Source organism: Rhizobium sp. SYY.PMSO, assembly GCF_046840415.1.
Classification (GTDB): domain Bacteria; phylum Pseudomonadota; class Alphaproteobacteria; order Rhizobiales; family Rhizobiaceae; genus Rhizobium.
This window is the reverse complement of record NZ_CP177349.1, coordinates 1316587-1340135: the sequence shown is the minus strand read 5'-3', so window position 1 is coordinate 1340135 and position 23549 is coordinate 1316587. Positions and strand designations below refer to the sequence as shown.

At 60.1% G+C, this 23549-nt stretch carries 22 protein-coding genes and 1 pseudogene; 17 read left to right on the top strand and 6 right to left on the bottom strand.

The window, feature by feature from the left end:
- Nucleotides 1-326 precede the first annotated feature (326 nt).
- The 4 genes from ACJJVH_RS06490 (at nt 327) to ACJJVH_RS06475 (ending at nt 4639) form a co-directional block, all read left to right on the top strand.
- Nucleotides 327-1496, top strand: coding sequence for a septal ring lytic transglycosylase RlpA family protein (locus tag ACJJVH_RS06490; protein WP_412064942.1), 1170 nt, complete (start codon nt 327-329; stop codon nt 1494-1496).
- A gap of 69 nt (nt 1497-1565) precedes the next feature.
- The gene (locus ACJJVH_RS06485; protein WP_113406082.1) at nt 1566-2777 is read left to right on the top strand and encodes a D-alanyl-D-alanine carboxypeptidase family protein; all 1212 of its coding nucleotides are present in this window, start codon (nt 1566-1568) and stop codon (nt 2775-2777) included.
- Between the two features lie 153 nt (nt 2778-2930).
- Entirely contained in the window at nt 2931-3611 is a 681-nt protein-coding gene (gene tmk, locus ACJJVH_RS06480; RefSeq protein WP_412064941.1) for a dTMP kinase, read from the top strand.
- On the top strand, nt 3608-4639 hold the full coding sequence (locus tag ACJJVH_RS06475; RefSeq protein ID WP_412064940.1) for a DNA polymerase III subunit delta': 1032 nt from the start codon (nt 3608-3610) through the stop codon (nt 4637-4639). The genes tmk and ACJJVH_RS06475 overlap by 4 nt, the downstream gene beginning before the upstream one ends.
- A gap of 179 nt (nt 4640-4818) precedes the next feature.
- Here ACJJVH_RS06475 and ACJJVH_RS06470 read toward each other — a convergent pair whose 3' ends face one another.
- Nucleotides 4819-5460 carry a dihydrofolate reductase family protein gene (locus ACJJVH_RS06470; protein ID WP_412064939.1) on the bottom strand — a complete coding sequence of 214 codons (642 nt, stop codon included), beginning with the start codon at nt 5458-5460 and terminating at the stop codon, nt 4819-4821.
- Between the two features lie 89 nt (nt 5461-5549).
- Here ACJJVH_RS06470 and ACJJVH_RS06465 point away from each other — a divergent pair, with 89 nt between their 5' ends.
- Nucleotides 5550-6068 carry a winged helix-turn-helix transcriptional regulator gene (locus tag ACJJVH_RS06465; protein WP_412064938.1) on the top strand — a complete coding sequence of 173 codons (519 nt, stop codon included), beginning with the start codon at nt 5550-5552 and terminating at the stop codon, nt 6066-6068.
- 118 nt (nt 6069-6186) lie between these two features.
- On the opposite strand, the gene ACJJVH_RS06460 is transcribed toward ACJJVH_RS06465, so the two are convergent.
- A complete protein-coding gene (locus ACJJVH_RS06460; RefSeq protein ID WP_412065138.1) occupies nt 6187-6930 on the bottom strand; it encodes a sulfite exporter TauE/SafE family protein in 744 nt (247 codons plus the stop codon).
- Between the two features lie 308 nt (nt 6931-7238).
- On the opposite strand from ACJJVH_RS06460, the gene metG reads away from it, so the two are divergent.
- From metG to ACJJVH_RS06425, 7 genes and pseudogenes are all read left to right on the top strand, one after another.
- Complete coding sequence (gene metG / locus ACJJVH_RS06455) at nt 7239-8792, top strand: methionine--tRNA ligase (RefSeq protein WP_412064937.1); 1554 nt, start codon at nt 7239-7241, stop codon at nt 8790-8792.
- A gap of 8 nt (nt 8793-8800) precedes the next feature.
- On the top strand, nt 8801-9583 hold the full coding sequence (locus ACJJVH_RS06450; protein ID WP_412064936.1) for a TatD family hydrolase: 783 nt from the start codon (nt 8801-8803) through the stop codon (nt 9581-9583).
- A gap of 4 nt (nt 9584-9587) precedes the next feature.
- Nucleotides 9588-10415, top strand: a complete 828-nt coding sequence (locus ACJJVH_RS06445) for an MBL fold metallo-hydrolase (protein ID WP_112802588.1) — start codon at nt 9588-9590, stop codon at nt 10413-10415.
- Nucleotides 10412-10903 carry a YbaK/EbsC family protein gene (locus tag ACJJVH_RS06440; RefSeq protein ID WP_113361184.1) on the top strand — a complete coding sequence of 164 codons (492 nt, stop codon included), beginning with the start codon at nt 10412-10414 and terminating at the stop codon, nt 10901-10903. The genes ACJJVH_RS06445 and ACJJVH_RS06440 overlap by 4 nt, the downstream gene beginning before the upstream one ends.
- 84 nt (nt 10904-10987) lie before the next feature.
- Complete coding sequence (locus tag ACJJVH_RS06435; RefSeq protein WP_412064935.1) at nt 10988-11467, top strand: SRPBCC family protein; 480 nt, start codon at nt 10988-10990, stop codon at nt 11465-11467.
- Nucleotides 11468-11682: 215 nt separating this feature from the next.
- Complete coding sequence (locus ACJJVH_RS06430) at nt 11683-13110, top strand: ISNCY family transposase (RefSeq protein ID WP_113436991.1); 1428 nt, start codon at nt 11683-11685, stop codon at nt 13108-13110.
- A gap of 245 nt (nt 13111-13355) precedes the next feature.
- Nucleotides 13356-13493: pseudogene (locus ACJJVH_RS06425) on the top strand (helix-turn-helix domain-containing protein); the annotation flags it as partial.
- Nucleotides 13494-13562: 69 nt separating this feature from the next.
- Here the strand turns inward: ACJJVH_RS06425 and ACJJVH_RS06420 are convergent.
- Together ACJJVH_RS06420 and ACJJVH_RS06415 are read right to left on the bottom strand one after the other, a co-directional pair.
- Nucleotides 13563-14417 carry a D-alanyl-D-alanine carboxypeptidase family protein gene (locus tag ACJJVH_RS06420; RefSeq protein WP_112802151.1) on the bottom strand — a complete coding sequence of 285 codons (855 nt, stop codon included), beginning with the start codon at nt 14415-14417 and terminating at the stop codon, nt 13563-13565.
- A 303-nt stretch (nt 14418-14720) separates the two neighbouring features.
- Complete coding sequence (locus ACJJVH_RS06415; protein ID WP_412064934.1) at nt 14721-15377, bottom strand: dihydrofolate reductase family protein; 657 nt, start codon at nt 15375-15377, stop codon at nt 14721-14723.
- Between the two features lie 230 nt (nt 15378-15607).
- Here ACJJVH_RS06415 and ACJJVH_RS06410 point away from each other — a divergent pair, with 230 nt between their 5' ends.
- The 5 genes from ACJJVH_RS06410 (at nt 15608) to ACJJVH_RS06390 (ending at nt 21850) form a co-directional block, all read left to right on the top strand.
- Nucleotides 15608-17497 carry an ABC transporter ATP-binding protein gene (locus ACJJVH_RS06410; RefSeq protein WP_112802147.1) on the top strand — a complete coding sequence of 630 codons (1890 nt, stop codon included), beginning with the start codon at nt 15608-15610 and terminating at the stop codon, nt 17495-17497.
- A 2-nt stretch (nt 17498-17499) separates the two neighbouring features.
- Nucleotides 17500-19401: an ABC transporter ATP-binding protein gene (locus tag ACJJVH_RS06405; RefSeq protein WP_113360640.1), complete on the top strand. Its 1902-nt coding sequence runs from the start codon at nt 17500-17502 to the stop codon at nt 19399-19401.
- Between the two features lie 178 nt (nt 19402-19579).
- A complete protein-coding gene (locus ACJJVH_RS06400; RefSeq protein WP_412064933.1) occupies nt 19580-20086 on the top strand; it encodes a winged helix-turn-helix transcriptional regulator in 507 nt (168 codons plus the stop codon).
- A 17-nt stretch (nt 20087-20103) separates the two neighbouring features.
- A complete protein-coding gene (gene fabF / locus ACJJVH_RS06395) occupies nt 20104-21369 on the top strand; it encodes a beta-ketoacyl-ACP synthase II (protein ID WP_412064932.1) in 1266 nt (421 codons plus the stop codon).
- Nucleotides 21370-21427: 58 nt separating this feature from the next.
- A complete protein-coding gene (locus tag ACJJVH_RS06390; protein ID WP_412064931.1) occupies nt 21428-21850 on the top strand; it encodes a DUF4864 domain-containing protein in 423 nt (140 codons plus the stop codon).
- Between the two features lie 83 nt (nt 21851-21933).
- Here the strand turns inward: ACJJVH_RS06390 and ACJJVH_RS06385 are convergent, their stop codons facing one another.
- Entirely contained in the window at nt 21934-22824 is an 891-nt protein-coding gene (locus ACJJVH_RS06385) for a cell wall hydrolase (protein ID WP_112802139.1), read from the bottom strand.
- A 296-nt stretch (nt 22825-23120) separates the two neighbouring features.
- On the bottom strand, nt 23121-23504 hold the full coding sequence (locus ACJJVH_RS06380) for a VOC family protein (RefSeq protein ID WP_113371774.1): 384 nt from the start codon (nt 23502-23504) through the stop codon (nt 23121-23123).
- Nucleotides 23505-23549: the final 45 nt, after the last annotated feature.

The following is a 23549-nucleotide window of genomic DNA, read 5'->3' as shown; positions in this document are numbered from 1 at the left end:
CTGCCTCAAAACCATTCGGAGCGATGCGGCCGAAGGGACAATTCGATCGTATCTGTCTCGATCCGAACCTGTGGACGGCAATTCGAAGACAAACCGCGCATCGGCGGCCATGCAGCCGTCGCGACGACTTCAATCCGTCGCGGCTTTACCATGCATTAACCACGATCTTCGGAATTTCTTCGGTGCGCTCAATTTGCATCGCAAAATTGACAAACTGCAATCATGATTAAAGCACCGTTAGGTGATTGGAGCGTAGCAGGATACCGGAATGAGGGACGTACCGGTGACAGACCTCCGTCAGAGTAATGAGTAGCGGCTTGGGACAGATGAAAATCGAAAATCGTGCGATGACATACGCAACGGGTATGCGTTGGTTTGCTCTCTCGCTGATGTGCGCAACCATCACGGCCTGCGGCACCACCCATCAGGCATCTACCAAACGTCAGCACGGCAAGGAATATTTCTCCGAGAAGGAGTATGGCGTCAAGGCGAGCCCCCGCGTCGTCAACAACGGCCCCGTGCCGAAGGGTGGCGGCCGCTTCATGGTCGGCAACCCCTACCAGGTGAAGGGCAAGTGGTACTATCCCAAGGAAGATTACAGCTACAACAAGGTCGGCATCGCCTCCTGGTACGGCTCGGCATTCCACGGCCGCCTGACAGCCAACGGCGAAGTCTACGACCAGCAGGCCTTGACCGCCGCCCATCCGACCTTTCCGCTGCCGAGCTATGCGCGCGTCACCAATGTCGAGACCGGCTCCTCCATCATCGTTCGCGTCAACGATCGCGGCCCCTATCACCCCGGCCGCATCATCGACCTTTCCAACAAGACGGCGCAGATGCTCGATCTCCAGCACAGCGGCACCGGCGATGTGCGCGTGCAGTATGTCGGCCGCGCCCGTATGGACGGCCATGACGAACCCTATCTGATGGCATCCTACATTCCGAAGGGTTCGCGCCTGCCCAGCATCAATCCCGGCGGCCAGATCGCTACCGGCGTGATGGTTGCCTCGGCCGGCCGCATGACCGCGGATCAATTGCCCGATTCGGACAATGCCGTTCGTGTCGGCCGCCAGCAGCGCAGCTATGGCGCCGCGCCCGCCATCGCTCCCATCCCGCGGCAGTCGCCTTATTCCGCCACGGCTTTCGCCGATTCCACGCCGGATTCCGGCTATAGCGCCAGCAAGCGCAACAATCCGCCGCCGATGATGTGGAATGGCGGCGCCATGCCTGCCGCAGAGCCGATGGAGCCGACCATGATCGTGCTGCCGCGGATCGGCCCGATCCCCTATGAGCGGCCGGACATCTCTCGGCGTCTTGCAAGCGTGAAGGATCAGGCCCTTGGCTCGACCGTCGCCGCTTATCAGGAAGCGCCGGTCAAGACGGTGTATGTCGACCTCGCTTTCGATGCCGTCATGGTTCGCAATGACGGACTGACCCAGGATTCGATCCTGTCGTCCTACCGCCGCCAGCATCAGGGCACGACCCAGGTGGATTGATCAGCGTCATTGCCTGAATCTTAACCGGTCACTAAAATAATCACGGGGTGATCGGATTAAGGGGACGATATGTCAAAGCGCTTGATTCTTTTGTTCCTTTTTCTCCTCGGCATCGGCAATGCCGCAGCTCTTGGGCAGCCTGCCACGCCCGGCACTTTCGACACGAAAGCCGCGCAGGCGTTCATGATCGAGGCGTCCACCGGCACCATCCTCCTCGCGAAGAACGAGGATCAGCTGATTTCGCCGGCATCCCTCGCAAAGCTGATGACGCTCGATGTCGTCTTCGATGCGATCGGGCGAGGGGAGATCAATCTAGACACCGAATATCCCGTTTCGGAAAATGCCTGGCGGACCGGCGGCGCCCCCTCGCGCACGTCGACGATGTTCGCCGCGTTGAAATCGCGCATACGCGTCGGCGACCTGATCCAGGGTATCGCCGTGCAGCAGGCGAACGACGGTTGCATTGTCCTGGCCGAAGGAATTTCCGTCAGCGAGCGCGAATTCGCGCGGCGCATGACGGCGCGTGCAAGAGAGATCGGCATGTCGCGGGCGACCTTCACCAACTCCACCGGCCTGCCCGATGCCAACGATCCCAACAGCGGCGGCAAGGTCTCCATGAGGGAGATGGTCATGCTGGCGCAAGATCTGCAGGAGAAGCATCCCGATCTCTACAAATACTTCGGGCAGCCCGACTTCACCTGGAACAAGATCTATCAGCGCAACAAGAACCCCATGCTCTTGCTCAATATCGGCGTGGACGGTCTCGGGCTTGGTTTTGCCGACGGCGAAGGTTTTTCGATCGTCGCCTCCATTCAACGCGACGGCCGGAGGCTGTTCCTGGCGCTTGGCGGTCTGAAAAGCGACAAGGAACGCGTGGAGGAAACGCGGCGCGTCCTCGAATGGGGTCTCAGCAACTTCAAGAGCCAGCGCATTTTCGCTGACGGTGAGGTGATCGGCGACGCCAGCGTCTACGGCGGCGCTGACTCCACGGTCGGCCTGCAGGCGAAAATTCCCGTCGATGTCTATGTCCCGGTGGAAACACCGGACCGTCTGTCGGCGCGCATCGTCTATCGCTGGCCGCTGGCCGCACCCGTGGCGGCAGGTTACGAAGCCGGAACCCTGCGGGTATTCCTGGGTGCGCGGCTGGTGAGGGAACTGCCGCTATACACGAAGGAATCGGTCGCGCAGGGCACGTTGGGCCGCCGTGCCTTCGACGCCTTCATGGAACTGACCGAATCCCTGTTGTTCTCCTGGCTATGGGATAAGCCGTTGCCGACGTGAGAAAGCCGCAAGGCTCGCGAAATCCCTGTTCAATCCCCATATAGAGTAGCGGACACCGAGCCATGCACGGTTCCACCGGAGCATGTCTTGGGTTAAACAAGATGCGTGCCGCATGCCGAAAAGGCGGCATGCAAAAAGTGCAGGACATGATCATTGGCTGATGCAAACGGATTATTCGTAAGCTTCGAGGGCGGCGAAGGGGCTGGTAAATCCACCCAGATCCGTCGCTTGGCTGAACGGTTGCGCGAGCGTGGCCACGACGTTCTGGTGACGCGCGAACCCGGCGGCTCTCCGGGCGCCGAAGCGGCACGGCATGTCCTGCTTTCCGGCGCCGCGGAAACATTCGGCACGCGCATGGAAGCCATTCTCTTTGCAGCGGCTCGCAACGACCATGTCGAGGAAGTCATTCGCCCGGCACTGGCGCGCGGCACCATCGTCCTTTGTGATCGTTTCATGGATTCGTCACGCGTCTACCAGGGCGTGACGGGCAATCTCGAATCCGACTATATCGAAGCCTTGCAAAGAATAGCCGTCAACGGCGTCGTTCCGGACTGCACGCTGATTCTCGACATTCCCGCCGAAGTGGGCCTTGGACGCGCCCGCAGGCGCGCCTCCGCGGTTGCCGCACCCGATCGGTTCGAGAAGGAAGAGATGCAGACCCATGAGAAGCGCCGCGAGGCATTCCTCGATATTGCCGCGCGGGAACCCGATCGCTGCCACGTCATCGATGCGCAGCGTCCTGAGGACGATATCGCGAAAGAAATCGCCGGGATCGTGGACCAGCGGCTTCGCGCCGCCAACATTGCCTCTGCTAGATCGGAAGCGGCGCAATGAGCGACGAACGGCCGGGCGTTCTCGACGGCGCAATTCCTCCACAGGACAATATGAGGCTCTTTGGCCATGCGGAGGCGGAAGCCTTCCTCGCGCAATCCTATCGCTCCGGCAAGGGCCATCATGCCATGCTGTTCGAGGGGCCCGAAGGTATCGGCAAGGCGACGCTGGCCTTTCGGTTCGCCAATCACGTTCTATCCCACCCCGATCCCGCATCGGCACCGGAGACGATCGGCGATCCGGACCCGGCATCCGCGGTCAGCCGGCAGATTTCCGGTGGCGCATCCCACAATCTGCTGCATCTGAGCCGGCCGGTGGACGACAAGACCGGAAAGGTGAAGACCACGATCACAGTGGACGAAGTGCGCCGCGCCGGGAAATTCTTTTCACAGACCTCGGGCACGGGCAATTGGCGGATCGTCGTCATCGATCCGGCCGACGATCTTAACCGCAGCGCGGCCAACGCCATCCTCAAGATACTCGAGGAACCGCCAAAGCGCGCCCTGTTCCTCGTCCTGTCGCATGCACCGGGCCGGCTTCTGCCGACGATCCGCTCACGTTGCCTGCCTTTGAAGCTCGCGCCGCTTGGAAACGATGCGCTGCGCATGGCACTGGAAAATCTGGGCGTACCGGCCGGGCAGGGGAGCGAACTGCTTGCGGCGGCCAAGGGCAGCGTCAGCGAGGCGCTCAAGCTTCTGAATTATGGCGGCGGCGAAATCATCGAGGCCTATCGGCAGGTGCTTTCGGCGGATGGACCGGCTGCGCGCAAGGCAATGCATCGACTTGCCGATGCGCTTTCGGGCAAGGACAGCGATACGATCTTCGGCTTCTTCCTGTCGCATATCGGCGACGATATCATCGAGCGCGCACGGGCAGCGGCACTCCAGGGTTCCGTTGGCACGGCCGAGCGGCTGGCGCGGCTGCACTCGGAAACCACCGAGCGGCTGACCGTGTCTCAGGCTTATAATCTCGATCGCAAACAGACGCTCATCACCATCCTCGGCGAACTCAAGCAGCATCTGTCGGCATAAATTTCATCGCACAATTCCGGACAGAGAGTCGCTACACACCCGTATTGCACCTCACCCGCGATAGGCGCGATTGTGAACCCGGCATCGCGCGTGACGTGTTTCTTGATGGTGGCCACGCCGCCATCCCAAGCTTCTTGCGCGCGGAAGGTTCAGTCGTAACCCTCGGGACGGGGTAGACCTTATTTTTGCAAAACGATGTGAGTAGCTTTCCCCGTCGCATCCCGGGCCGTAAGCCGAAATCCCAGCGCAGGCAGATCGAGACCGGCGAACATCGCTTCGCCTCTCCCGAGCACGACCGGAGAAATGGCAAAATGTATCTCGTCGACCAGGCCCGCCTGCACATATTGGCGCACCGTGCTGACACCGCCGCCGATCTTGATATCCTTGCCTCCAGCGGCGGCTTTGGCCCGCGCAAGCGCCTCTTCGATACCTCCCGTGACGAAATGAAAGGTCGTACCACCCTCCATGACAATCGACTCTCGGGCATGATGGGTAAGGATGAATGTTGGCTCATGATAGGGCGGATTGTCTCCCCACCAGCCTTTCCAGTTCTCATCGGGCCATTCGCCGCGAATGGGGCCGAACATGTTGCGGCCGAGGATGAAAGCACCAAAGCCGGACATTGCCGACGATGCATATTTCGCGTCCGCCCCTTCCGTTTCGCCCTCTTTACCAAACATGCCCTGGAACGTCTGGGTCGGGAAAAACCACTCGAACAATTCCGGTCCGCGCTTGCCCAACGGGTCGTTCAAGCTTTGCTCGGGTCCAGCTCCGAAGCCATCGATCGAGACCGAGAATCCCGCAACGCGCACTTTCGACATGGTTTCCTCCGCCTAATTGCAATTTGCAACTAGTTGCGTCTTACCATGGTTGTTCCTACCTTGCAATTTGTTCGTCAAAGGAAGCAGATATGGATATTGAGCGGCGGTCGGGATGTCCGATCAATCTGACGATGGAGGTGCTGGGGGATCGTTGGAGTCTGATCGTCATCCGCGACATCATGTTCGGCAATCGCCGCCATTTTCGCGAACTGCTCAATCGCTCCGAGGAGGGGATTGCCTCCAACATACTCGCCGCGCGCCTGAAGCGTCTCGTCTCGCTCGGCCTGATCACCAGGCTGGACGATCCCACCCACAGCCAGAAGGCGATTTACAGCCTCACAGAACCGGCGATTCAGCTTGTACCGATGATCGCGACGATCGGCGCATGGGGCCGCCGGCATCTGCCGGTCAGCGAAGACCTGAGCATCCGCGCCGAACTTCTGGAAAAGGGCGGACCGGCGCTCTGGGAGGACTTCATGAATGATCTCAGAAACATGCATATTGCGGACCCGATCGGCGGCGCAAATGGCAGTGCCACTTCGCCTGTCTTGACGGATCTCACCAACGCCTTTCTCGACGTCCGCGCAAAAATGAAACGCAGGGAATGAGATGGCTTTCATGCCAATGGCAACGGGAATGCTTTGGTTTGATGGCGGTCATTAAGGGCCATTTTCGGTGCTAGGCCAGCCGCCGCCCGGGCATAGCCGATGCATGGCGCCCGTCGCGTCAGGGAAAGATCAGCTTCCAGGCGACGATGGCCAGCGTGACGGCAAGGATGATGCGCACGGAGCGCTCGTGCAGGCGCGGCGCCAGCAGGCTGCCCGCGACGATGCCGGGAATCGAGCCCACCAAAAGGGCGAACAGCATCGTCCAGTTGATTTCGCCGATGAACCAATAGCCCATGCCGCCGATCAGGGTCAGGGGCACGGCATGCACGATGTCCGAGCCGACGATTTCACGGACGTCCGTCTGCGGATAAAGGACCAGCAGCACCGTCACGCCGAGCGCGCCGGCGCCGACGGATGTCATGGTGACGAGAATGCCGAGCACAAGGCCGAGAACGACGGTGAAGAGCGCGATACTGCGCGGCGACAGCGTTCCGCGTTCGCCGCGCCATTTCCGGATGGCGCCCAGAATCTGGCCGCGAAAAATCAGCATGAGCGCCGTCAGAAGCAGAAGACAGCCCAGGGAGTGGGTTATGGTATGGGCGACGGCAGGGCTCTCGCGATTGACGCCGGCCATGATCCAGAGCATGGCAAGGGCTGCCGGAACACTGCCGGAGGCAAGCAGGCCGACCACTTTCCAGTTGACGCGCCCGTGCATGCCGTGGACGGCCGTTCCCGCTGTCTTGGTAATTGCGGCATAGAGCAGGTCTGTGCCGACCGCCGTCGCGGGATGGACGCCGAAGAGCAGCACCAGCAAAGGCGTCATCAGCGAGCCGCCGCCAACGCCCGTGATGCCGACCAGCATGCCGACGAAAAAGCCGGAGAAGGAATAAAGTGGCTGAAAGGAACCGATCAAACTCAAAACTGCGGCCCCTTGAAGCCGCGGGGCAGATAAATAAATAAGTCGATGAAATTCACGGCCATGTCTGTCCTGCGTCCCACTCTTTCGCAGGGGTAAAGGCGAGACGGGATCGAGTCAAGCAAAGCGCCACTTCGAAATTCCGAATACTGCGGGCGCGAAACTTGGTGTTTCGCTCCCGGCAAACATGCGCTAAAGCGGGCGGTGCGAGAAAAACAGAGACGCAACAGTAAAAAAGCGGACCACTGCCCGATATGACCGAAAAAACTCCGTTCTACATCACCACCGCGATCGCCTATCCCAATGGCAAGCCGCATATCGGCCATGCCTATGAGCTGATTGCCACCGATGCGCTGGCACGCTTCCAGCGCCTGGATGGCCGCGACGTCTTCTTCCTGACGGGTACGGACGAACATGGTCAGAAGATGCAGCAGACGGCGCGGGCCGAAGGCATAGAACCGCAACTGCTCGCCAACCGCAATTCAGACGAATTTCAGGCGATGGGCAAGCTGCTGAACGCGTCGAACGACGATTTCATCCGCACGACGCAGCCGCGCCATCACGAAACCTCGCAGAACATATGGAATCTGATGGCCGATGCCGGCGACATCTACAAGGATTCCTACGCCGGCTGGTATTCGGTGCGCGACGAGGCCTATTACCAGGAAAACGAAACCGAGCTGCGCGCCGACGGCGTTCGCTACGGCCCGCAAGGCACGCCGGTCGAATGGGTGCAGGAGGAAAGCTATTTCTTCAAGCTCTCCGAGTATCAGGACCGGCTGCTGAAGCACTACGAGGAAAATCCCGATTTCATCGGTCCCGCCGAACGCCGCAACGAAGTCATTTCCTTCGTCAAATCGGGCTTGAAGGATCTGTCGGTTTCGCGCACGACATTCGACTGGGGCATCAAGGTGCCGAACGATCCGTCCCACGTCATGTATGTCTGGGTCGATGCGCTGACGAACTACCTCACCGCGACGGGATATCTCGAGGATCGCAACAATCCGCGGGCGAAATACTGGCCGGCCGATCTGCATGTCATCGGCAAGGATATCATCCGTTTCCACGCGGTCTACTGGCCGGCTTTCCTGATGTCGGCAAAGCTGCCGCTGCCGAAGCGCGTTTATGCTCACGGCTTCCTGCTCAACAAGGGCGAGAAGATGTCGAAGTCGCTCGGCAACGTCGTCGACCCCGTCAATCTCGTGAACCACTTCGGCCTCGACCAGGTGCGCTACTTCTTCCTGCGCGAAGTCTCCTTCGGCCAGGATGGGAGCTACAGCGAAGAGGCGATCGGCACGCGCATCAATTCCGATCTTGCCAACGGCATCGGCAACCTCGCCAGCCGCTCGCTGTCGATGATCGTCAAGAACTGCGATGGCCAGATCCCTGAATGCGGTCCGCTGACCGACGAGGACAAGGCGCTTCTCGCACAGGCCGACGGCTTGCTCGCCTCGACGCGCGAGGACATGGGCAAGCAGCTCATCCACCGCGCTCTGGCCTCGATCATCGCCGTCGTCTCAGAGACCGACCGCTATTTCGCAAGTCAGGAGCCCTGGGCGCTGAAGAAGACCGACCCGGCCCGCATGGCGACCGTGCTGTATGTCACGGCCGACGTCGTGCGTCAGATCGCCATCCTGCTGCAGCCTTTCATGCCGGAATCGTCGGGCAAGCTTCTGGATCTTATCGCCATACCCGCCGACAGGCGCGATTTCGCAGCGCTCGGCGAAGCGGGCCGCCTCGTTGCCGGAACGCCGCTGGAAGCTCCGAAGCCGGTCTTCCCGCGTTATGTCGCGCCGACTGTCGAATAAGGTTTTCCATGCTGATCGATACGCATTGCCATCTGGATTTTGCCGATTTCGAGGAAGAGCGCGACGCGATCGTCGCGCGTGCCCACGAGGTCGGCGTCCGGCAGATGGTCACAATTTCGACAAGGGTCAGGAAGCTCGAAGGATTGATAGCGCTCACCGAGCGCTATCCTTCGGTTTTCTGCTCGGTCGGCACGCATCCGAACAGCGCGGATCAGGAGCTGGATATCCAGACCGAAAACCTCGTGCGACTGGCAAACCAGCATGAAAAGGTGGTCGCGATCGGCGAGGCGGGTCTCGACTACTTCTATGATACCGTCAAGCCGGAAGACCAGAAGACCGGCTTCCTGCGCCATATCGCTGCGGCCCGTCAAACGCAGCTGCCGCTCGTCATTCACAGCCGCAGCGCCGACGAGGACATGGCGGCGATCCTGACGGAAGAGACGGGGAAGGGGGCCTTTCCCTTCATTCTCCATTGCTTCTCCGCCGGCCCTGCCCTTGCCCGCACAGGTGTCGAGCTTGGCGGCTACATCTCGTTTTCCGGCATTCTGACCTTCCCGAAGTCGGAGGAGCTGCGCGAAATCGCAAAGACGATTCCGCACGACCGACTGCTGGTCGAGACCGACGCGCCGTATCTTGCGCCGAAGCGTTGGCGCGGCAAGCGCAACGAACCGTCCTACGTCGTCAACACAGCCGAGGTGCTGGCCGATACGATCGGCGTCAGCATGAAGGAGATCGCCGAGATCACCACGGCGAACGCATTCCGCTGCTTCTCGAAGATGACGAGGGTCTGACGTCGTGACATACCGGCGGCGCTTCACCATTTTGGGCTGTTCATCGTCGCCGGGCGTTCCCCGCATCACCGGCGACTGGGGCAATTGCGATCCCAAGAACCCGAAGAACCGGCGCACGCGTGCGGCATTCCTCATCGAACAGATCGCGCCGGACGGCGGAATTACCACCGTCGTCATCGATACGGGGCCGGATTTTCGCGAACAGATGATCCGCGCCGGCGTCAGCTCCATCGATGCCGTCCTCTATACCCACGCGCATGCCGACCATATTCACGGCATCGATGACCTGCGCGGCTACTTCCATATCTTGCATGAGCGCATCCCGATTCATGCCGATCCGCCGACGATGGAGCGCATCCGCGAAGGCTTCCGCTACTGTCTGGAAACGCCGCCCGGCAGCAGCTATCCGCCGATCGTGCGGCCGGTCCTCATAGAAAATCTCGAAAAGAGCTTCACGATCGAAGGGGCAGGCGGCCCGATCCGTTTCTGGCCTCACAAGCAGCTGCATGGCGATATCCACTCGCTCGGCTTTCGTATCGGAAAACTCGCTTATTGCAGCGATATCAGCGACTTCCCGCCGGAATCGATAGAAAAAGTCCAGGATCTCGACATTCTGATCATCGACGCCCTGCAATATCGTCCGCACCCAAGCCATCTCTCGCTGGAACAATCGCTTGGCTGGATCGAACGCTTGCGGCCGAAACATGCCATCTTGACCCACATGCATACGCCGCTCGATTATGAAACCGTGCTGGCTGAAACACCCGATCATGTCGAGCCGGCCTATGATCAGATGCAGGTCGAACTCGACGTGGAGGATGACGATCTATGAGCGAAGATATCAGGAAGCTTTCCAGCCTGGAGCGCGTCGAGCTTGCAGCGCACAGGCTGGGGCTCGACATCTCGATCAAGCGCATGGAGCAGTCGACGCGGACAGCCGAGGAGGCTGCCAAGGCGGCCGGCTGCGCCGTTGGCCAGATCGTGAAATCCCTGGTCTTCGTGAATGCCGAGACCCAGGCATTGACGCTGCTTCTTGTTTCCGGAGCGCATAATGCAGATACGGCTTATATCGCAACGACTTACGGAATTCGCTTGAAGCGCGCCGATATCGATCGCGTTCGTGACGAAACCGGCTTCGCCATCGGGGGCGTCGCGCCGATCGGCCATCTTCTGGATCTGCCTGTCTTCATGGATGAAAGCCTTCTGACATACGATCAAGTGTGGTGCGCAGCCGGGCGTCCGGACAGCATTTTCGTCTGCAATCCAAAGCTGCTGGCCGAAAAGATCGCGGCAAAGGTGATCCGCATCAAGGCAAGCTGAGGGAAACAGCTCAAGTCCCGGCAGCAATGACAGCCGGCGCGGCTGCGTCCTTCGGATCATCGCGGCGATGCAAGGGAGGATGCGATGAACGAGGCTTCGGGCAGGAAAAGAACCGACAAGGCTTCCAGGCTGGTCGACGCCACGCCGCACGCAATCTTCAAGGCGTTCATCGATCCCGAGGCATTGGCTTCGTGGCTTCCTCCCAGAAGCATGACGTGCCGTATCCACGTCTTCGAGCCGCGCGAAGGCGGCAGCTATCGGCTGGCATTGTCCTATGATGCGTCTGATCACTCGACACCCGGAAAATCGTCCGAGCATACCGATATCGTTTCCGGCCGGTTCCTCGAAATCGTTCCCGACGAACGCATCGTCCAGGCTGTGGATTTTGAATCCGAAGACGCCGCATTCGCCGGAACGATGCTCATGACCTGGTCCTTTGTCAGGATGCCGTCCGGCACGAACGTCACCATAGTTTGCGAGAACGTGCCACATGGCATCACGAAGAAAGATCATGACGAGGGATTGAAATCGACTCTCGAAAATCTCGCCAATTATCTGAAATAATATCGAAAAATCTAATCTCTGACTTCATCCTTATCTATCTTAGTTCCATAATCTATCTTATCTGATCGATCTCTGTAGCGGCTATTTAGTAATGCGACAGTTGGGCCAGTTAGAGATGCGACAGTCTTGCCTCTCGATGCACTGGTCAAAGCCAACGTTGGGAGCAAGGATGACGACCTTCAGCCTGGTTGAGACCATGAGCGGTCGGAGTCGTCATGTCCTGTTTGATCACCATGTCGCCGAAAGAGTTGCATCGCCTCGAAGTCATCCAGAAGATCCGTGACGAGCGCCTGAGCGTTGTCCAGGCTGCCGAACGGCTCAACCTCAGTCGAAGTCAGGTCCACAGACTGCTGCAGGCCTATGATCAAGATGGTCCGGCGGGTCTTGTTTCGAAGAAGCGATCGCGGCCGAGCAATCGGCGCCATAGCGAGGATTTCCGCAATGCGGCGCTGGATCTGATCCGGGAGCGCTATCTGGATTTCGGTCCGACGTTGGCGCGCGAGAAGCTGATCGAGCTGCACCGGATTTCTGTTGCCAAGGAGACGCTACGGCAATGGATGACCGAGGCTGGCATCTGGCTCTCGCGTCGGGAACGCAGGAAACGGGTTTTCCAGCCACGCGGCCGGCGCGACTGCCTTGGCGAACTGGTGCAGATCGATGGGTCGCATCACTGGTGGTTCGAGAACCGCGGCCCCAAATGCGCTCTGCTCGTCTATATCGACGACGCCACCGGCAAGCTTTTACATCTACGCTTTGCCGGATCGGAGAATACATTCGACTATCTGCACGCGACGAAGGCCTATCTGCAGCAATGGGGCAAGCCGCTGGCCTTCTACAGCGACAAGCACGGCGTTTTCCGCTCGCTCCATGCGTCGGAGACAGACCGGACAAGCGGCCTGACGCAGTTCGGACGGGCTCTCTATGAACTCAATATCGACATCATCTGTGCCAACACCCCGCAGGCAAAGGGTCGCGTGGAGCGCGCCAACCAGACATTGCAGGATCGGCTTGTCAAGGAGATGCGACTTCGCGGCATCGATACGATCGAAGCTGCCAATGTCTATGCGCCTGAGTTCATTGCAGATTTCAACGCGCGTTTCGGCAAGCCGCCGCGTAACCCGAAGGACATGCACCGGCCGTTGGCCGACCATGAGAACCTCGATGGCGCCATGTGCCGCAAGGAAGTTCGCACGTTGTCGCAATCTCTGACGCTGCGTTACGACAAGGTGCTGTTCATCCTCGATCCGACCGACGTTTCCAGACCCCTGGCAGGTAAGAAGGTTATCGTCTGCGATTATCCGGACGGTCGCCTCGAGATCATGCACGAGAGCTTTGCCCTGCCCTACAGAACCTTCGACAAGTTGCGGTCGGTCCATCGGCCGGGAGTCGTCGAGAACAAGCGTCTGGACGACGTGCTGTCGATCGTGGCCGAGATGCAGGCTGGACGAGAACAGCAACGGAGCAAGAGCGGCCCTCGCCGCACGGGGCAGACGGACCATATGTTTGGGATACCGGATGGCAGCCAGAGCAACGGTTACCAGAAGCGTGGCCGCAAGCCAGGTCCGAGAACGGATTTCATGAATGATCCGGAGGTGATTGCGAAACGGCAGAAGGCGCTGGCTCGAATGGAAGCGGCGGAATGAACGGGTGTGGGCATAGTCTCGAAGCTGAAGCCGAAGGGGCGCGTCCCATCCGCGCCCGACCACGCTTGCAACCCGGACCAGCCGCATGCTCGGGCGCTGATCGGCAGTGCCAGTGGCGCGTTTCTAACTGGCCAGCAGCGTCGCAGCCCTATCCGGCTTTGACAATCTCTGTAGCCGGGTGCGTTCAAGGATGAAGCGCGACTTGCGAATGATACCAATGGGTTGTCACTCGCAAGGAAGATGCAATGGAACGCACCTACTCCCATATTGATCTGGATGAACGACGCAAGATTGCTCGCTGGCGGATGGCTGGTCTGAGCGTCAGTATCATCGCCGAGAAGCTCGGACGGCATCGATCGACGATCTTTCGTGAGATCAAGCGGGCAGATTCCATTTTCAAATGCAACAATTGACCTTTGCCGATTGGCGGCAACGGCTTCGAGCAGAGGAAATCAGTTCGCCGAGCTTTGCCTTGCAGCATCGGTCGATACCGTTGCTGTTGTGGCCGCCGGAGTGAGATATGTGTCCAGAAGACTCGCCATCTTGTCGTCGCGGATTTCGGCGGTCTTCTCGCCCATGACCACGCCGACGACGCGACGGCCGTTCTTCGTCGCGGACGTGACGAGATTGTAGCCGGAAGCATCGGTATAGCCGGTCTTGATGCCGTCGGCGCCTGCGTAGCGATACATCAGATTGTTGTGGCCGCGCAGCTTCATGCCACGGAACTTGATGCCGCGCATGGAGAAAAGCTTGAACTCCTCCGGAAAGTCCCGCATCAGCGCAAGGCCGAGTGTTGCCATGTCATGGGCGGTCGTGACCTGCTGGGGATCCGGAAGGCCGGAAGCATTCTTGAAGACGGTGTTGCTCATGCCGAGCTGGCGGGCCTTCGCCGTCATTATCTTTCCGAAGCTGTCTTCCGAACCGCCAAGCTGCTCGCCGATGGCGACAGCCGCGTCATTGGCCGACAGGACGACGATGCCTTCGACGGCTTCGCGAACCGTCACCTTGCGGCCGACGCCGACGGCCAGTTTGAACGGCTCCTTGCCCTCGGCATTTGCCGACATGGTCAACTTCTGATCCCATTTCAGCCGGCCGTCGTGCAATGCTTGGAACGCGAGATAAAGCGTCATCATCTTGGTGAGCGAAGCGGGATAATTCAGCTCGTTTTCATTCGACGCCTCCAGCACCTCGCCGCTATGCGCATCCACGAGATAGCTCGCCTGCCCGGCCTGCGCCACCGAAGCTGCGCCGAAGAGCGATAAGGTCGAGATCGCCGCGGCGAGGAGCAAGGAGGTGTTCTTGAGCATGGCTTTCTCTGCAGTTCCCGTAATTGGCATTGCTGGCGAACCGGCGGCGTCCCAAGGTCGCGGTCGCCAGTTTGGAAGGCGATGGATCGGGCAAATCTATGGCGGAAAAAAGAACGACCGCGTGAAAAAGGGGGGAAGAGGAGGATACCCCCTGCTCTTTTCAAGGCCGGGTCAAGGCAAGCCATGCACACCTAACGAAAGGCTTGCGCGAGATCATGAAAAGGCCACGCGAATTTCGGGCGACCGAAAAAGCGATGGAACCGAAGCGAGGCGCCGTTTGGACGCCCCGCCACTGTCCAGCCGCTACTGGAGCAGCCTGCGCCGCTCGATCTCCTCTTCGGATGGCTCCGGCCCGACGAAGGAACCGGTTTTGACCGGACCGTCCGGCCGATAGGCGGCAAAGATGACGCCGGTGGGAGACGATTGCATGCGCAGCAGTTTCATTGCCGCAGGGACTGCACCGCCGGCGAACAGCTTCTTGCCGTCACCCAGCACGAGCGGAAAGATGACGAGGTTGAATTCGTCGATAAGCCCGTGGCGCAACAAGGTCTGAATGAGATCGCTGCTGCCCTGGATGAGCAGATCCGGCCCCTCGCCTGCCTTCAGCTCCTTGAGCGCGGCCACGACATCCGAGCCGAGGGACTGGCTCTTGTTCCACTTGAGCTTGGCATCGCCGCGCGTCGCAACGTATTTGGTGACGCCGTTGAACTTCTCTGCAATCGGATCATCGCCCTGGACGTGAGGCCAATAGGCGGCGAAAATATCGTAGGTCTTGCGTCCCAACAGCAGATCGAACGGCTTCCCGAACACTTCGAAGAGCGTCTTGCCGGTCGCCTCGTCGAAATAATGGAATGTCCAGCCGCCATGGCGGAAACCGCCGGTTGGGTCCTCGTCCGGACCGCCTGGAGCCTGCATGACACCGTCGAGGCTGATGAATGTGGCTGTGATGACCCTGCGCATGATACCCTCCTTGTTTCCGGCATGGTGCCCAAAGGACGTGTCGCCGGCTCCGATTCCGACATGTCATCGATGATTTTTTAAACACGCAATCTAACGTTCAGGCGGGAACTTGTGACCGATTGACCCTTGAACGCGGCCATGGAATCGGCAAAATTCATCCTATCAATGCGTCTCCTGAGATACGAACCCGTCTTCGGGCCCGCCTCATTTAAAAATGCCTGGATAAGAGCGTGAACAGCGATTCATCAAGAAGCGCGGCCAAGCCATTGGCTTCGCGCGCGCATGTCAATGCGGTCGGTTGGGGCCAGGGCCTGTCGACGATCGTTCGGATCACCCATATGACGCTGCGCCACCCCTGGCAGACGAGCTTCGCCATAGGGGCAACTTTTGTAGCTGCAACGTTACAGCTGACGATCCCGCGGCTGCTTGGGCGTGCGGTTGACCAGACCCAGACAGCAGTTGCCGGGGGCGCCGCCGGACAGATCGCCGAAAACGCGCTGATGACCACGGCCCTGCTGTTGCTCGTCGTCAGCATTCTGCGCGGCCTTTTCACGATGATACAGAACTACTATAGCGAGTCCGTCGGCCATCATATGGGCTACGAGCTCCGGCTCGCCTGTTACGAGAAGATCCAGCAACTTTCCTTCAGTTTTCACGACAAGGTCCATTCCGGCGATCTGATCACCGTCGGCCTGCTCGATCTCGAAGGCGTGCGCATGTATTTCTCCACCGCGCTGGTGCGCATGGTGCTGCTGAGCATGCTGATCGGCGTCGGCGCCTACATGCTGCTCTCGACCGATGTCGTGCTCGGTCTGCTGGCCCTGAGCTTCGTGCCGTTCGTCGCGTGGCGCTCCTCCGCAACCCAGCTGCGCCTGCGTTCGACATGGCTCGACCTGCAGGAGCGTCTTTCGGTGCTGACGCGCGTGATGGAGGAAAATCTCGGCGGCATCCGCGTTGTCCGCGCCTTCGCAGCACAGGCGCATGAGATCATGAAATTCGACCGCGCCTCGCATAACGCGCTTTCCCTCGCCCACAGGCGCGTCGGCATTCGCGTCATCAACACCAGCGCCATGAACCTTTCCTTCTTCGTCTCCATGGGCCTGGTACTATGGGCCGGCGGTCTCCAGGTCATCAAGGGGGAGATCAGCGTCGGCACCCTCGCCTCGTTCCTTACATTCATGACCATCCTGCAGATGCCCGTGCGTCAGCTTGGCCTGATGGTGAATGCCTTTGCCCGCGCATCGACCTGCGGTTCGCGCCTGTTCGCACTTCTGGATCTCGACATCGCCATCAAGGACGCGCCGGATGCGAAGCCGCTTGCCGTAGCGGAAGGCGTGCTGCGCTTCGAAAACGTGGGTTTCAGCTATCCGGGGCCTGAAGGACGACCGGTGCTGAAGAACATCTGTTTCGAGGCGAAGCGCGGCGAGACCATCGGCATCGTCGGCCCGCCCGGCAGCGGCAAGTCCACCATCGCTCATCTCATTCCGCGCTTCTACGACGTTACGGCCGGACGGATCACCATCGATGGCCAGGATATTCGCAAGGCGACGCTGCAATCGCTGCGGCAGAATGTTGCCGTGGTGCAGCAGGATTCCTTTCTGTTCACGACGAGCATCGAGAACAATATCGCCTATGGCGACCCATGGGCGAAGGAAACCCGCATCGAGCGCGCCGCCGAGTCGGCACAGCTGCACAATTACATTCTGGGTCTGCCGGGCGGCTACGGCACCGTTGTCGGCGAGCGCGGCGTATCGCTTTCCGGCGGACAGCGCCAGCGCCTGACGATCGCCCGCACGCTGATGCTGAAGCCCGCCGTGATGGTGTTCGACGATTCTACCGCGGCGATCGACGCGGCGACGGAGCAGCGTATCCGCAGCGCCATGAAGCGCTTTGCGCGCGACCGGGTGACATTGATCGTCGCCCACAGGCTGAGTTCGCTGATGCATGCCGACCAGATCCTGTTCATCGAGGACGGCGAGATCGTCGAGCGCGGCACCCATGAGCAGCTTCTGGCCGCGGGAGGGCGGTACAAGGCGCTTTACGATCTGCAGGTTCGCCCGGAGGACGATGTCGTCAAGACATCCGGCGGCACGCTCGAAAGGGCGAAAAGGGAGGTTTGACAATGTCGGAAATCACCGAAACCGAGCGCAACGACGTGCGCGAGGATGGTCGCCGCCCTCCCCGCGCCGTGGTTGGCTCGCACCGTGTCGAAGAGGAGATCTTCGGCAAGGTCTTCGACACCAAGATCATTCGCCGCATCTGGGCCTTCGTCAGTCCCTATCGCCGGCAGATCTATATTTCGGTCGTGGCCGTTCTGCTCTTCACGGGATCGCAGATCGTCATTCCGCTTGTGATCCGTCACGCGATCGACAATGCAATGGCGCCGGGCGCTATCGATTATTCGGCGCTCTGGCTGTCGCTCTCGATCTTTGCCGTGGCCATCCTCGTCAACTACGGCGCAAGCTACGTGCAGGAAACGTTCGTCGGTCAGGTCGCGGAAGAGGTCCTGTTCGATATACGCCGGGCGATGTTTGCGCATCTGCAGCGAGTCTCGCTGTCCTTCATGGATAAGACGGAAGTCGGCCGCCTGATGTCGCGCTTGCAGGGCGACGTGAACTCCATGCAGGAATTCCTTGAAACATCTGTGCTTTCCGTCGGCGACATCGCCTTGCTCTTCGGCATTGTCATCGTCATGCTGTCGCTCGATTTCCGGCTTGGCCTGCTGACGCTTTCCGTCATGCCGATCCTCTTCATCGTGCGGCTGTTCTGGCTTCCGAAGGCGCGTGTCGCTTTCATGAACGCGCATGAAACCAACTCCGTCACCAACGGCGCGCTGGCGGAAGCGATCCACGGCGTGCGCGCCGTGCAGGGCATGCATCGGCAAGGCGTGAACTTCTCGCTTTTCGACGAAAAGGCGCATGCCAATCTCGAGACTCATCTGACGGCGGCCCGCTATGCCCAGATCATGGTGCCGATCGTCGACACGCTGACCGGCATGGCGATGGCAATCGTCATCATCGTCGGCGGCTCGATGGTGCTGAATCATAAGCTCGACGTCGGCATCATGGTCGCCTTCCTGTTCTACATCCAGCGTTTCTTCGATCCTATCCGTTCGCTCACCATGCAATATTCCGTCATGCAGCGAGCCATGGCCTCCGGCCAGCGGTTGACCGAGGTGCTGGACGTTCCGATCGACATCAAGGATGCGCCCGACGCCGTGGAGCTATCGCCCGATATGGACGGTTCGGTCGAATTTCGCGACGTCGTGTTCGGCTATAATCCGAAGCATCCCGTGCTGAAGAACGTCAGCTTCAAGGTCAATCCGGGAGAGACGGTGGCGCTGATCGGCCCGACGGGTTCAGGCAAGTCGAGCTCGATGGCGCTCATCCATCGCTTTTACGATGTGCAGCAGGGTCAGGTGCTGGTCGGCGGCCATGACGTACGCTCCCTCACCCAGGATTCGCTTGGCCGCCAGATTGCCATGGTGCTGCAGGAACCGTTTCTCTTCACCGGCACGGTGCTGGAGAATATCCGCTACAACAAGGCAGAGGCGACGCGCGAGGAGATCATCGAGGCGGCGAAGGCGGTCGGCGCACATGAATTCATCATACGCCTATCCGATGGCTACGATACCGTTCTCGGCGAGCGCGGCGGCGGCCTCTCGCTCGGTCAGCGCCAGCTCGTCAGCTTTGCCCGCGCCCTCGTCGCGGATGCCAAAATCCTCGTGCTCGACGAAGCGACGGCGAATATCGACAGCTATACAGAAATGCTGATCCAGAAGGCGCTGGTAAAGTTGCTGGAAGGCCGTACCGGTCTCGTCATCGCCCATCGTCTGGCCACCATCCGCGAGGCCGACCGCATCATCGTGTTGCAGAACGGCCAGCTTCTCGAAAGCGGCAACCACAATCAGCTGATGGCGAACGGCAAGCTCTATTCAAAGCTCTACAATCTCAACTACGCGTCCTTCGACGACATCCCGGAAGAGGACATGTCAGCTTCGGTGCCGGTGGAATCGCAGACGTAGAGCATTACCGGTGTAACTGCGTTCGCCTGCTCTGCATGAGGGCAGCTTCCTTTTCCATGTTCCGTCGCAGGCGCTGCACCCTGTTCCTGAGCTCATCGAAGGATCGGGGTCGCCTCGCCCATATGTTCGCGAGCAAGTAACTTGCATCATGATAGTTACTCATGCTATCTGCCCTGTCATGCAAAGAACCAGCTTCAGCGCCTTCAAATGCCCCGCGGCCCGCGCGCTCGAAAGCGTCGGCGACTGGTGGAGTATCCTGATCCTGCGCGATGCGCTTCAAGGTTTGAGCCGGTTCGATGAATTCCAGAAGAATCTCGGCGTCGCGCCGAACATCCTGACGCGGCGGCTGAAACACCTGACCGATGAGGGTCTGTTCGAGCGGCGGATCTATAATGAGCGGCCGCCACGCTATGAATATGTGCTGACCGAAAAGGGCCGGGATTTCTTCCCCGTGCTGATGGCGCTGTTCACCTGGGGCAACCGGCATTTGCCGCCGGGGGAAGTCGCCATGCGGCTCGCCGACGCCAATACCGGAGAAGATCGCGACCCGCTTCTGATTGACCGCGTCACCGGCCGCGCCTTTCAGCCCGAGGACACGATCCTCGTGGCGGGACCGGCGGCAGACGATGCCGTTCATGAGCGCATCACCCGGATGAAGGCATGGTTTCTGGGCTTCGACGCCTGACCGAATAGGAGCAAGATATGGATCGTATCGTCGTAACGGGCATGGGACTGGTTTCCCCCTTGGGCGTCGGTGTCAACGCAAGCTGGAAACGGCTGGTCGAGGGACGCTCGGGTCTGAGACTGCTGCCTGAGGAGATGGTGGGCAATCTCGCCGCCAAGGTCGGCGGCGTCGTTCCCGATATCGCGGAGGACGCGGATGCCGGCTTCGATGTGGACCGCTATGTGCCGACGAAGGATCAGAAGAAGATGGATCGTTTCATCCTGTTTGCCATGGCGGCGGCCGAAGAAGCGATCCTCCAGGCGGGGTGGCAGCCGAAGGACACTGCCGATCTGGAACGCACGGCCACGATCGTAGCATCCGGCGTCGGCGGATTTCCCGCCATTGCCGATGCCGTGCGCACCGCTGAAACGCGCGGTGTCAAACGCCTGTCGCCCTTCACCATTCCGTCCTTCCTCGTCAATCTCGCCGCCGGCCAGATCAGCATCCGCTACGGATACAAGGGACCGCTCGGAGCGCCGGTCACAGCCTGCGCCGCCAGCGTCCAGGCGATCGGCGACGCGGCACGGCTGATCCGTGCCGGCGAGGCCGATGTGGCCATCTGCGGCGGCGCGGAAGCCTGCATCGACAAGGTGAGCCTCGGCGGCTTCGCAGCGGCGCGCGCACTCTCGACCGGATTCAGCAATCGGCCGGAAGAGGCATCCCGCCCCTTCGACAACGGCCGTGACGGTTTCGTCATGGGCGAAGGTGCAGGCATGCTTGTCATCGAGACCCTGGAGCACGCACTTGCGCGCGGCGCCACGCCGCTTGCCGAGCTTGTCGGCTACGGCACCGCCGCCGATGCCTATCACATGACCGCCGGACCGGAAGACGGCGACGGCGCGCGCAGGGCGATGCTTGCCGCGCTTTCGCAGGCGCGGATATCGCCCAGCGAGGTCAATCATCTGAATGCGCATGCCACATCGACCCCCGTCGGCGACCATGGCGAGATGGAAGCCATCAAAGCCGTTTTCGGTCGCGATGGCGCCATTGCGGTCAGCGGCACGAAGGCGGCAACCGGCCATCTTCTGGGAGCGGCCGGCGGCATGGAGGCGATCTTCACCATCATGGCGCTGCGCGACCAGATCGCTCCGCCGACCCGCAACCTTCACGATCCGGACCCGGCCGCTGACGGCATCGATATCGTCGGCACCGCCGCACGGCCAATGGCGATGGACTATGCGATTTCCAACGGTTTCGGGTTCGGCGGCGTCAATGCCAGCGCCCTCTTCCGCCGCTGGCAGTAACGGCTTCTGCTTGAGCCGAAAGCGCGCTATGCTCGCCGTCACATGGCTGGGGACGGACATGCGCGCTTTTTCCATAGTCGCTCTTCTCTGCTGCATCGCCTTCGCGCCGGCCGCAAGAGCGCAAGACCCGGTGCAGACGGCACAGAGCCTCATTGAACGACAGATCGCAGCATTTCTGCGCAATGACGCGGCGGCGGCCTATTCCTTCGCAGCACCCGGCATCAAGGCGCTTTTTCCAGACAAGGACAGCTTCCTTGCCATGGTGAAGAAGAACTATCAGCCGGTCTACCATCCCGGCAATTTTGCTTTCGGCAAAGGTCGGGCGATAGACGGAGGGGCCGTCGTCTATCAGGAGTTGCTGATCACAGGCACGGACGACAAGAACTGGACGGCGATCTATCAGATAGTCCGTCAGCCGGACGGCAGCTACAGAATCAACAACGTGCACATCCTTGCGAAAACGGCGAGCGAGGGTATCTGAACCGCAGCGGGATCCCAAAATGAAAACAGCGCGTTTTCCTTCAAGGAAAAACGCGCTGTCATGGAAGCCTGCCGCAGTAATGTCTAGCCGCGAACTCTGAGTGAATTCCCCGGGGCGCTGTTACCGTCAAATTCCGGCCGAGGCTCCGGGATGACGACGGTCGAGGCTGGCGCCGGTGTATTCGTGAACGTCGGTTCGTCGTTCGAAAGCGGGCCCGAGATCGCCATGTTCGTCGGCGCGGGCGTCGGGATCGGAACCGCAGCCGGGATGATAATGGCATCCTGCGGCATCACGACCGTGGGGTTCGAAACCGGCGTAAAGGCCGCCATGGACGAAGCCGGTTCCGCCGGCTGCGTTTCCGGCAGGACGAACGGAGATTGCGGCGCGCCCTGCGTGGGCACGTAATTCATCGCAACCTCGTAGGCCGGAAGCGGCGCAGGCGTCTGCAGCTCACCATCCCGGCCGCGCTTCTCATAGAACGCGTTTCCACCGGCATAGGCGACATAGTGCATGTTATCGTACGGAAATCTCAGACCCTCGGTATGGAAGAACATCGCGTCCTTCACCTGGGGGTGCCGTTCGCCGCGCAGGATGGCCGAGGCAGCGACTTCCAGATCTGGCTTTGCCTGATCCTTGACTTCCCTGGTCATGACGCCCGGCGCGAACTGTCTTTCCTGGGAGACCACGCCACAGATCGTGGGCGGATAGGCACCGGAAGTCAGTCTGTTCATCACGACCGTGCCAACGGCCATGTAACCGCTTGGATCGGAGCGCTCCGACTCGAAGTACATCGCACGTTCGAGACAGTCCTTGTCCTTGATGGTATAATTGTAGGTAACTTTGGCACCACGGATGGGCTTCGTGGTATTGTGCGGGGTCGGTGTTGTCTTCTGCGTCGTCGTGCAGCTGGTAGCGGCCAAACCGACAACCAATAGCCCCGAAAGACATGCCCCGAATTTGCGTTGCGCCCTCAACGGCAAGTGCCTCCTATTTTCGGTAGTACAGCCCTTATCGATCAAGAAAATGCGTTGTAGCTGGATTTTTTTGAAATTCCAAGCGGTCACGCAATCAAATCAGCCAATGAAGTTATTCACAGGCGGATGGACCGTTTATTCCGATTCGCTATTTTTCCCAATGCTTTATTGTTTCGAAGCCCATTTCGGCACACGACCTGAGACGGAGATTGCCTGGGCAAGTCTGTCTTAGCCGGCTAGAAATGATGTCTGCTAAAGATAGCAAGCAATCGATAATAAAAGATTTACCAAGCGGCTTAACCGCTTGGACGCCACCCGACTTCCACGAGGATTCGGCCTGGCGCGAGGCAATAAAACAACCATCCGCCACGGATTGCCGACGGCGGCTGCCGGATTTCGCCGCCTGCTGCCTTGACGCGCTCATACTGCGCATCAACTGCCTCGCGAGACGGCAGGATGAAGCCGACATGGTAGGTATTGCGGCCGACCGCGACCGTATCGGCGCCGCCGAACGTCTCGATCGGGCGGCTGATGACCAGCTCAAGGCCGGCATCATCCTGCAGGATGGCGAGACCGTTTGCGCCGCGCGTTTCGACCTCCGTCAGGCCGAACGCGGCAACGAAGAAATCCCGCGTCGCAGCGACGTCGGGCACATGCAAATCCAGATGGTTCAATCTCATGACAGCTCCTTGGGTTTTCCCGCGGAGACATGTCGGTCAAAAGCC

What these genes read in the sequence shown, in the direction of transcription:
- ACJJVH_RS06490 (WP_412064942.1), top strand. Translation starts at nt 327, where the DNA reads ATGAAAATCGAAAATCGTGCGATGACATACGCAACGGGTATGCGTTGG.
- ACJJVH_RS06485 (WP_113406082.1), top strand. Translation starts at nt 1,566, where the DNA reads ATGTCAAAGCGCTTGATTCTTTTGTTCCTTTTTCTCCTCGGCATCGGC.
- ACJJVH_RS06475 (WP_412064940.1), top strand. Translation starts at nt 3,608, where the DNA reads ATGAGCGACGAACGGCCGGGCGTTCTCGACGGCGCAATTCCTCCACAG.
- ACJJVH_RS06470 (WP_412064939.1), bottom strand. Translation starts at nt 5,460, where the DNA reads ATGTCGAAAGTGCGCGTTGCGGGATTCTCGGTCTCGATCGATGGCTTC.
- ACJJVH_RS06465 (WP_412064938.1), top strand. Translation starts at nt 5,550, where the DNA reads ATGGATATTGAGCGGCGGTCGGGATGTCCGATCAATCTGACGATGGAG.
- ACJJVH_RS06460 (WP_412065138.1), bottom strand. Translation starts at nt 6,930, where the DNA reads ATGCTGGTCGGCATCACGGGCGTTGGCGGCGGCTCGCTGATGACGCCT.
- metG (WP_412064937.1), top strand. Translation starts at nt 7,239, where the DNA reads ATGACCGAAAAAACTCCGTTCTACATCACCACCGCGATCGCCTATCCC.
- ACJJVH_RS06450 (WP_412064936.1), top strand. Translation starts at nt 8,801, where the DNA reads ATGCTGATCGATACGCATTGCCATCTGGATTTTGCCGATTTCGAGGAA.
- ACJJVH_RS06440 (WP_113361184.1), top strand. Translation starts at nt 10,412, where the DNA reads ATGAGCGAAGATATCAGGAAGCTTTCCAGCCTGGAGCGCGTCGAGCTT.
- ACJJVH_RS06435 (WP_412064935.1), top strand. Translation starts at nt 10,988, where the DNA reads ATGAACGAGGCTTCGGGCAGGAAAAGAACCGACAAGGCTTCCAGGCTG.
- ACJJVH_RS06430 (WP_113436991.1), top strand. Translation starts at nt 11,683, where the DNA reads ATGTCCTGTTTGATCACCATGTCGCCGAAAGAGTTGCATCGCCTCGAA.
- ACJJVH_RS06420 (WP_112802151.1), bottom strand. Translation starts at nt 14,417, where the DNA reads ATGCTCAAGAACACCTCCTTGCTCCTCGCCGCGGCGATCTCGACCTTA.
- ACJJVH_RS06415 (WP_412064934.1), bottom strand. Translation starts at nt 15,377, where the DNA reads ATGCGCAGGGTCATCACAGCCACATTCATCAGCCTCGACGGTGTCATG.
- ACJJVH_RS06405 (WP_113360640.1), top strand. Translation starts at nt 17,500, where the DNA reads ATGTCGGAAATCACCGAAACCGAGCGCAACGACGTGCGCGAGGATGGT.
- ACJJVH_RS06400 (WP_412064933.1), top strand. Translation starts at nt 19,580, where the DNA reads ATGCAAAGAACCAGCTTCAGCGCCTTCAAATGCCCCGCGGCCCGCGCG.
- fabF (WP_412064932.1), top strand. Translation starts at nt 20,104, where the DNA reads ATGGATCGTATCGTCGTAACGGGCATGGGACTGGTTTCCCCCTTGGGC.
- ACJJVH_RS06390 (WP_412064931.1), top strand. Translation starts at nt 21,428, where the DNA reads ATGCGCGCTTTTTCCATAGTCGCTCTTCTCTGCTGCATCGCCTTCGCG.
- ACJJVH_RS06380 (WP_113371774.1), bottom strand. Translation starts at nt 23,504, where the DNA reads ATGAGATTGAACCATCTGGATTTGCATGTGCCCGACGTCGCTGCGACG.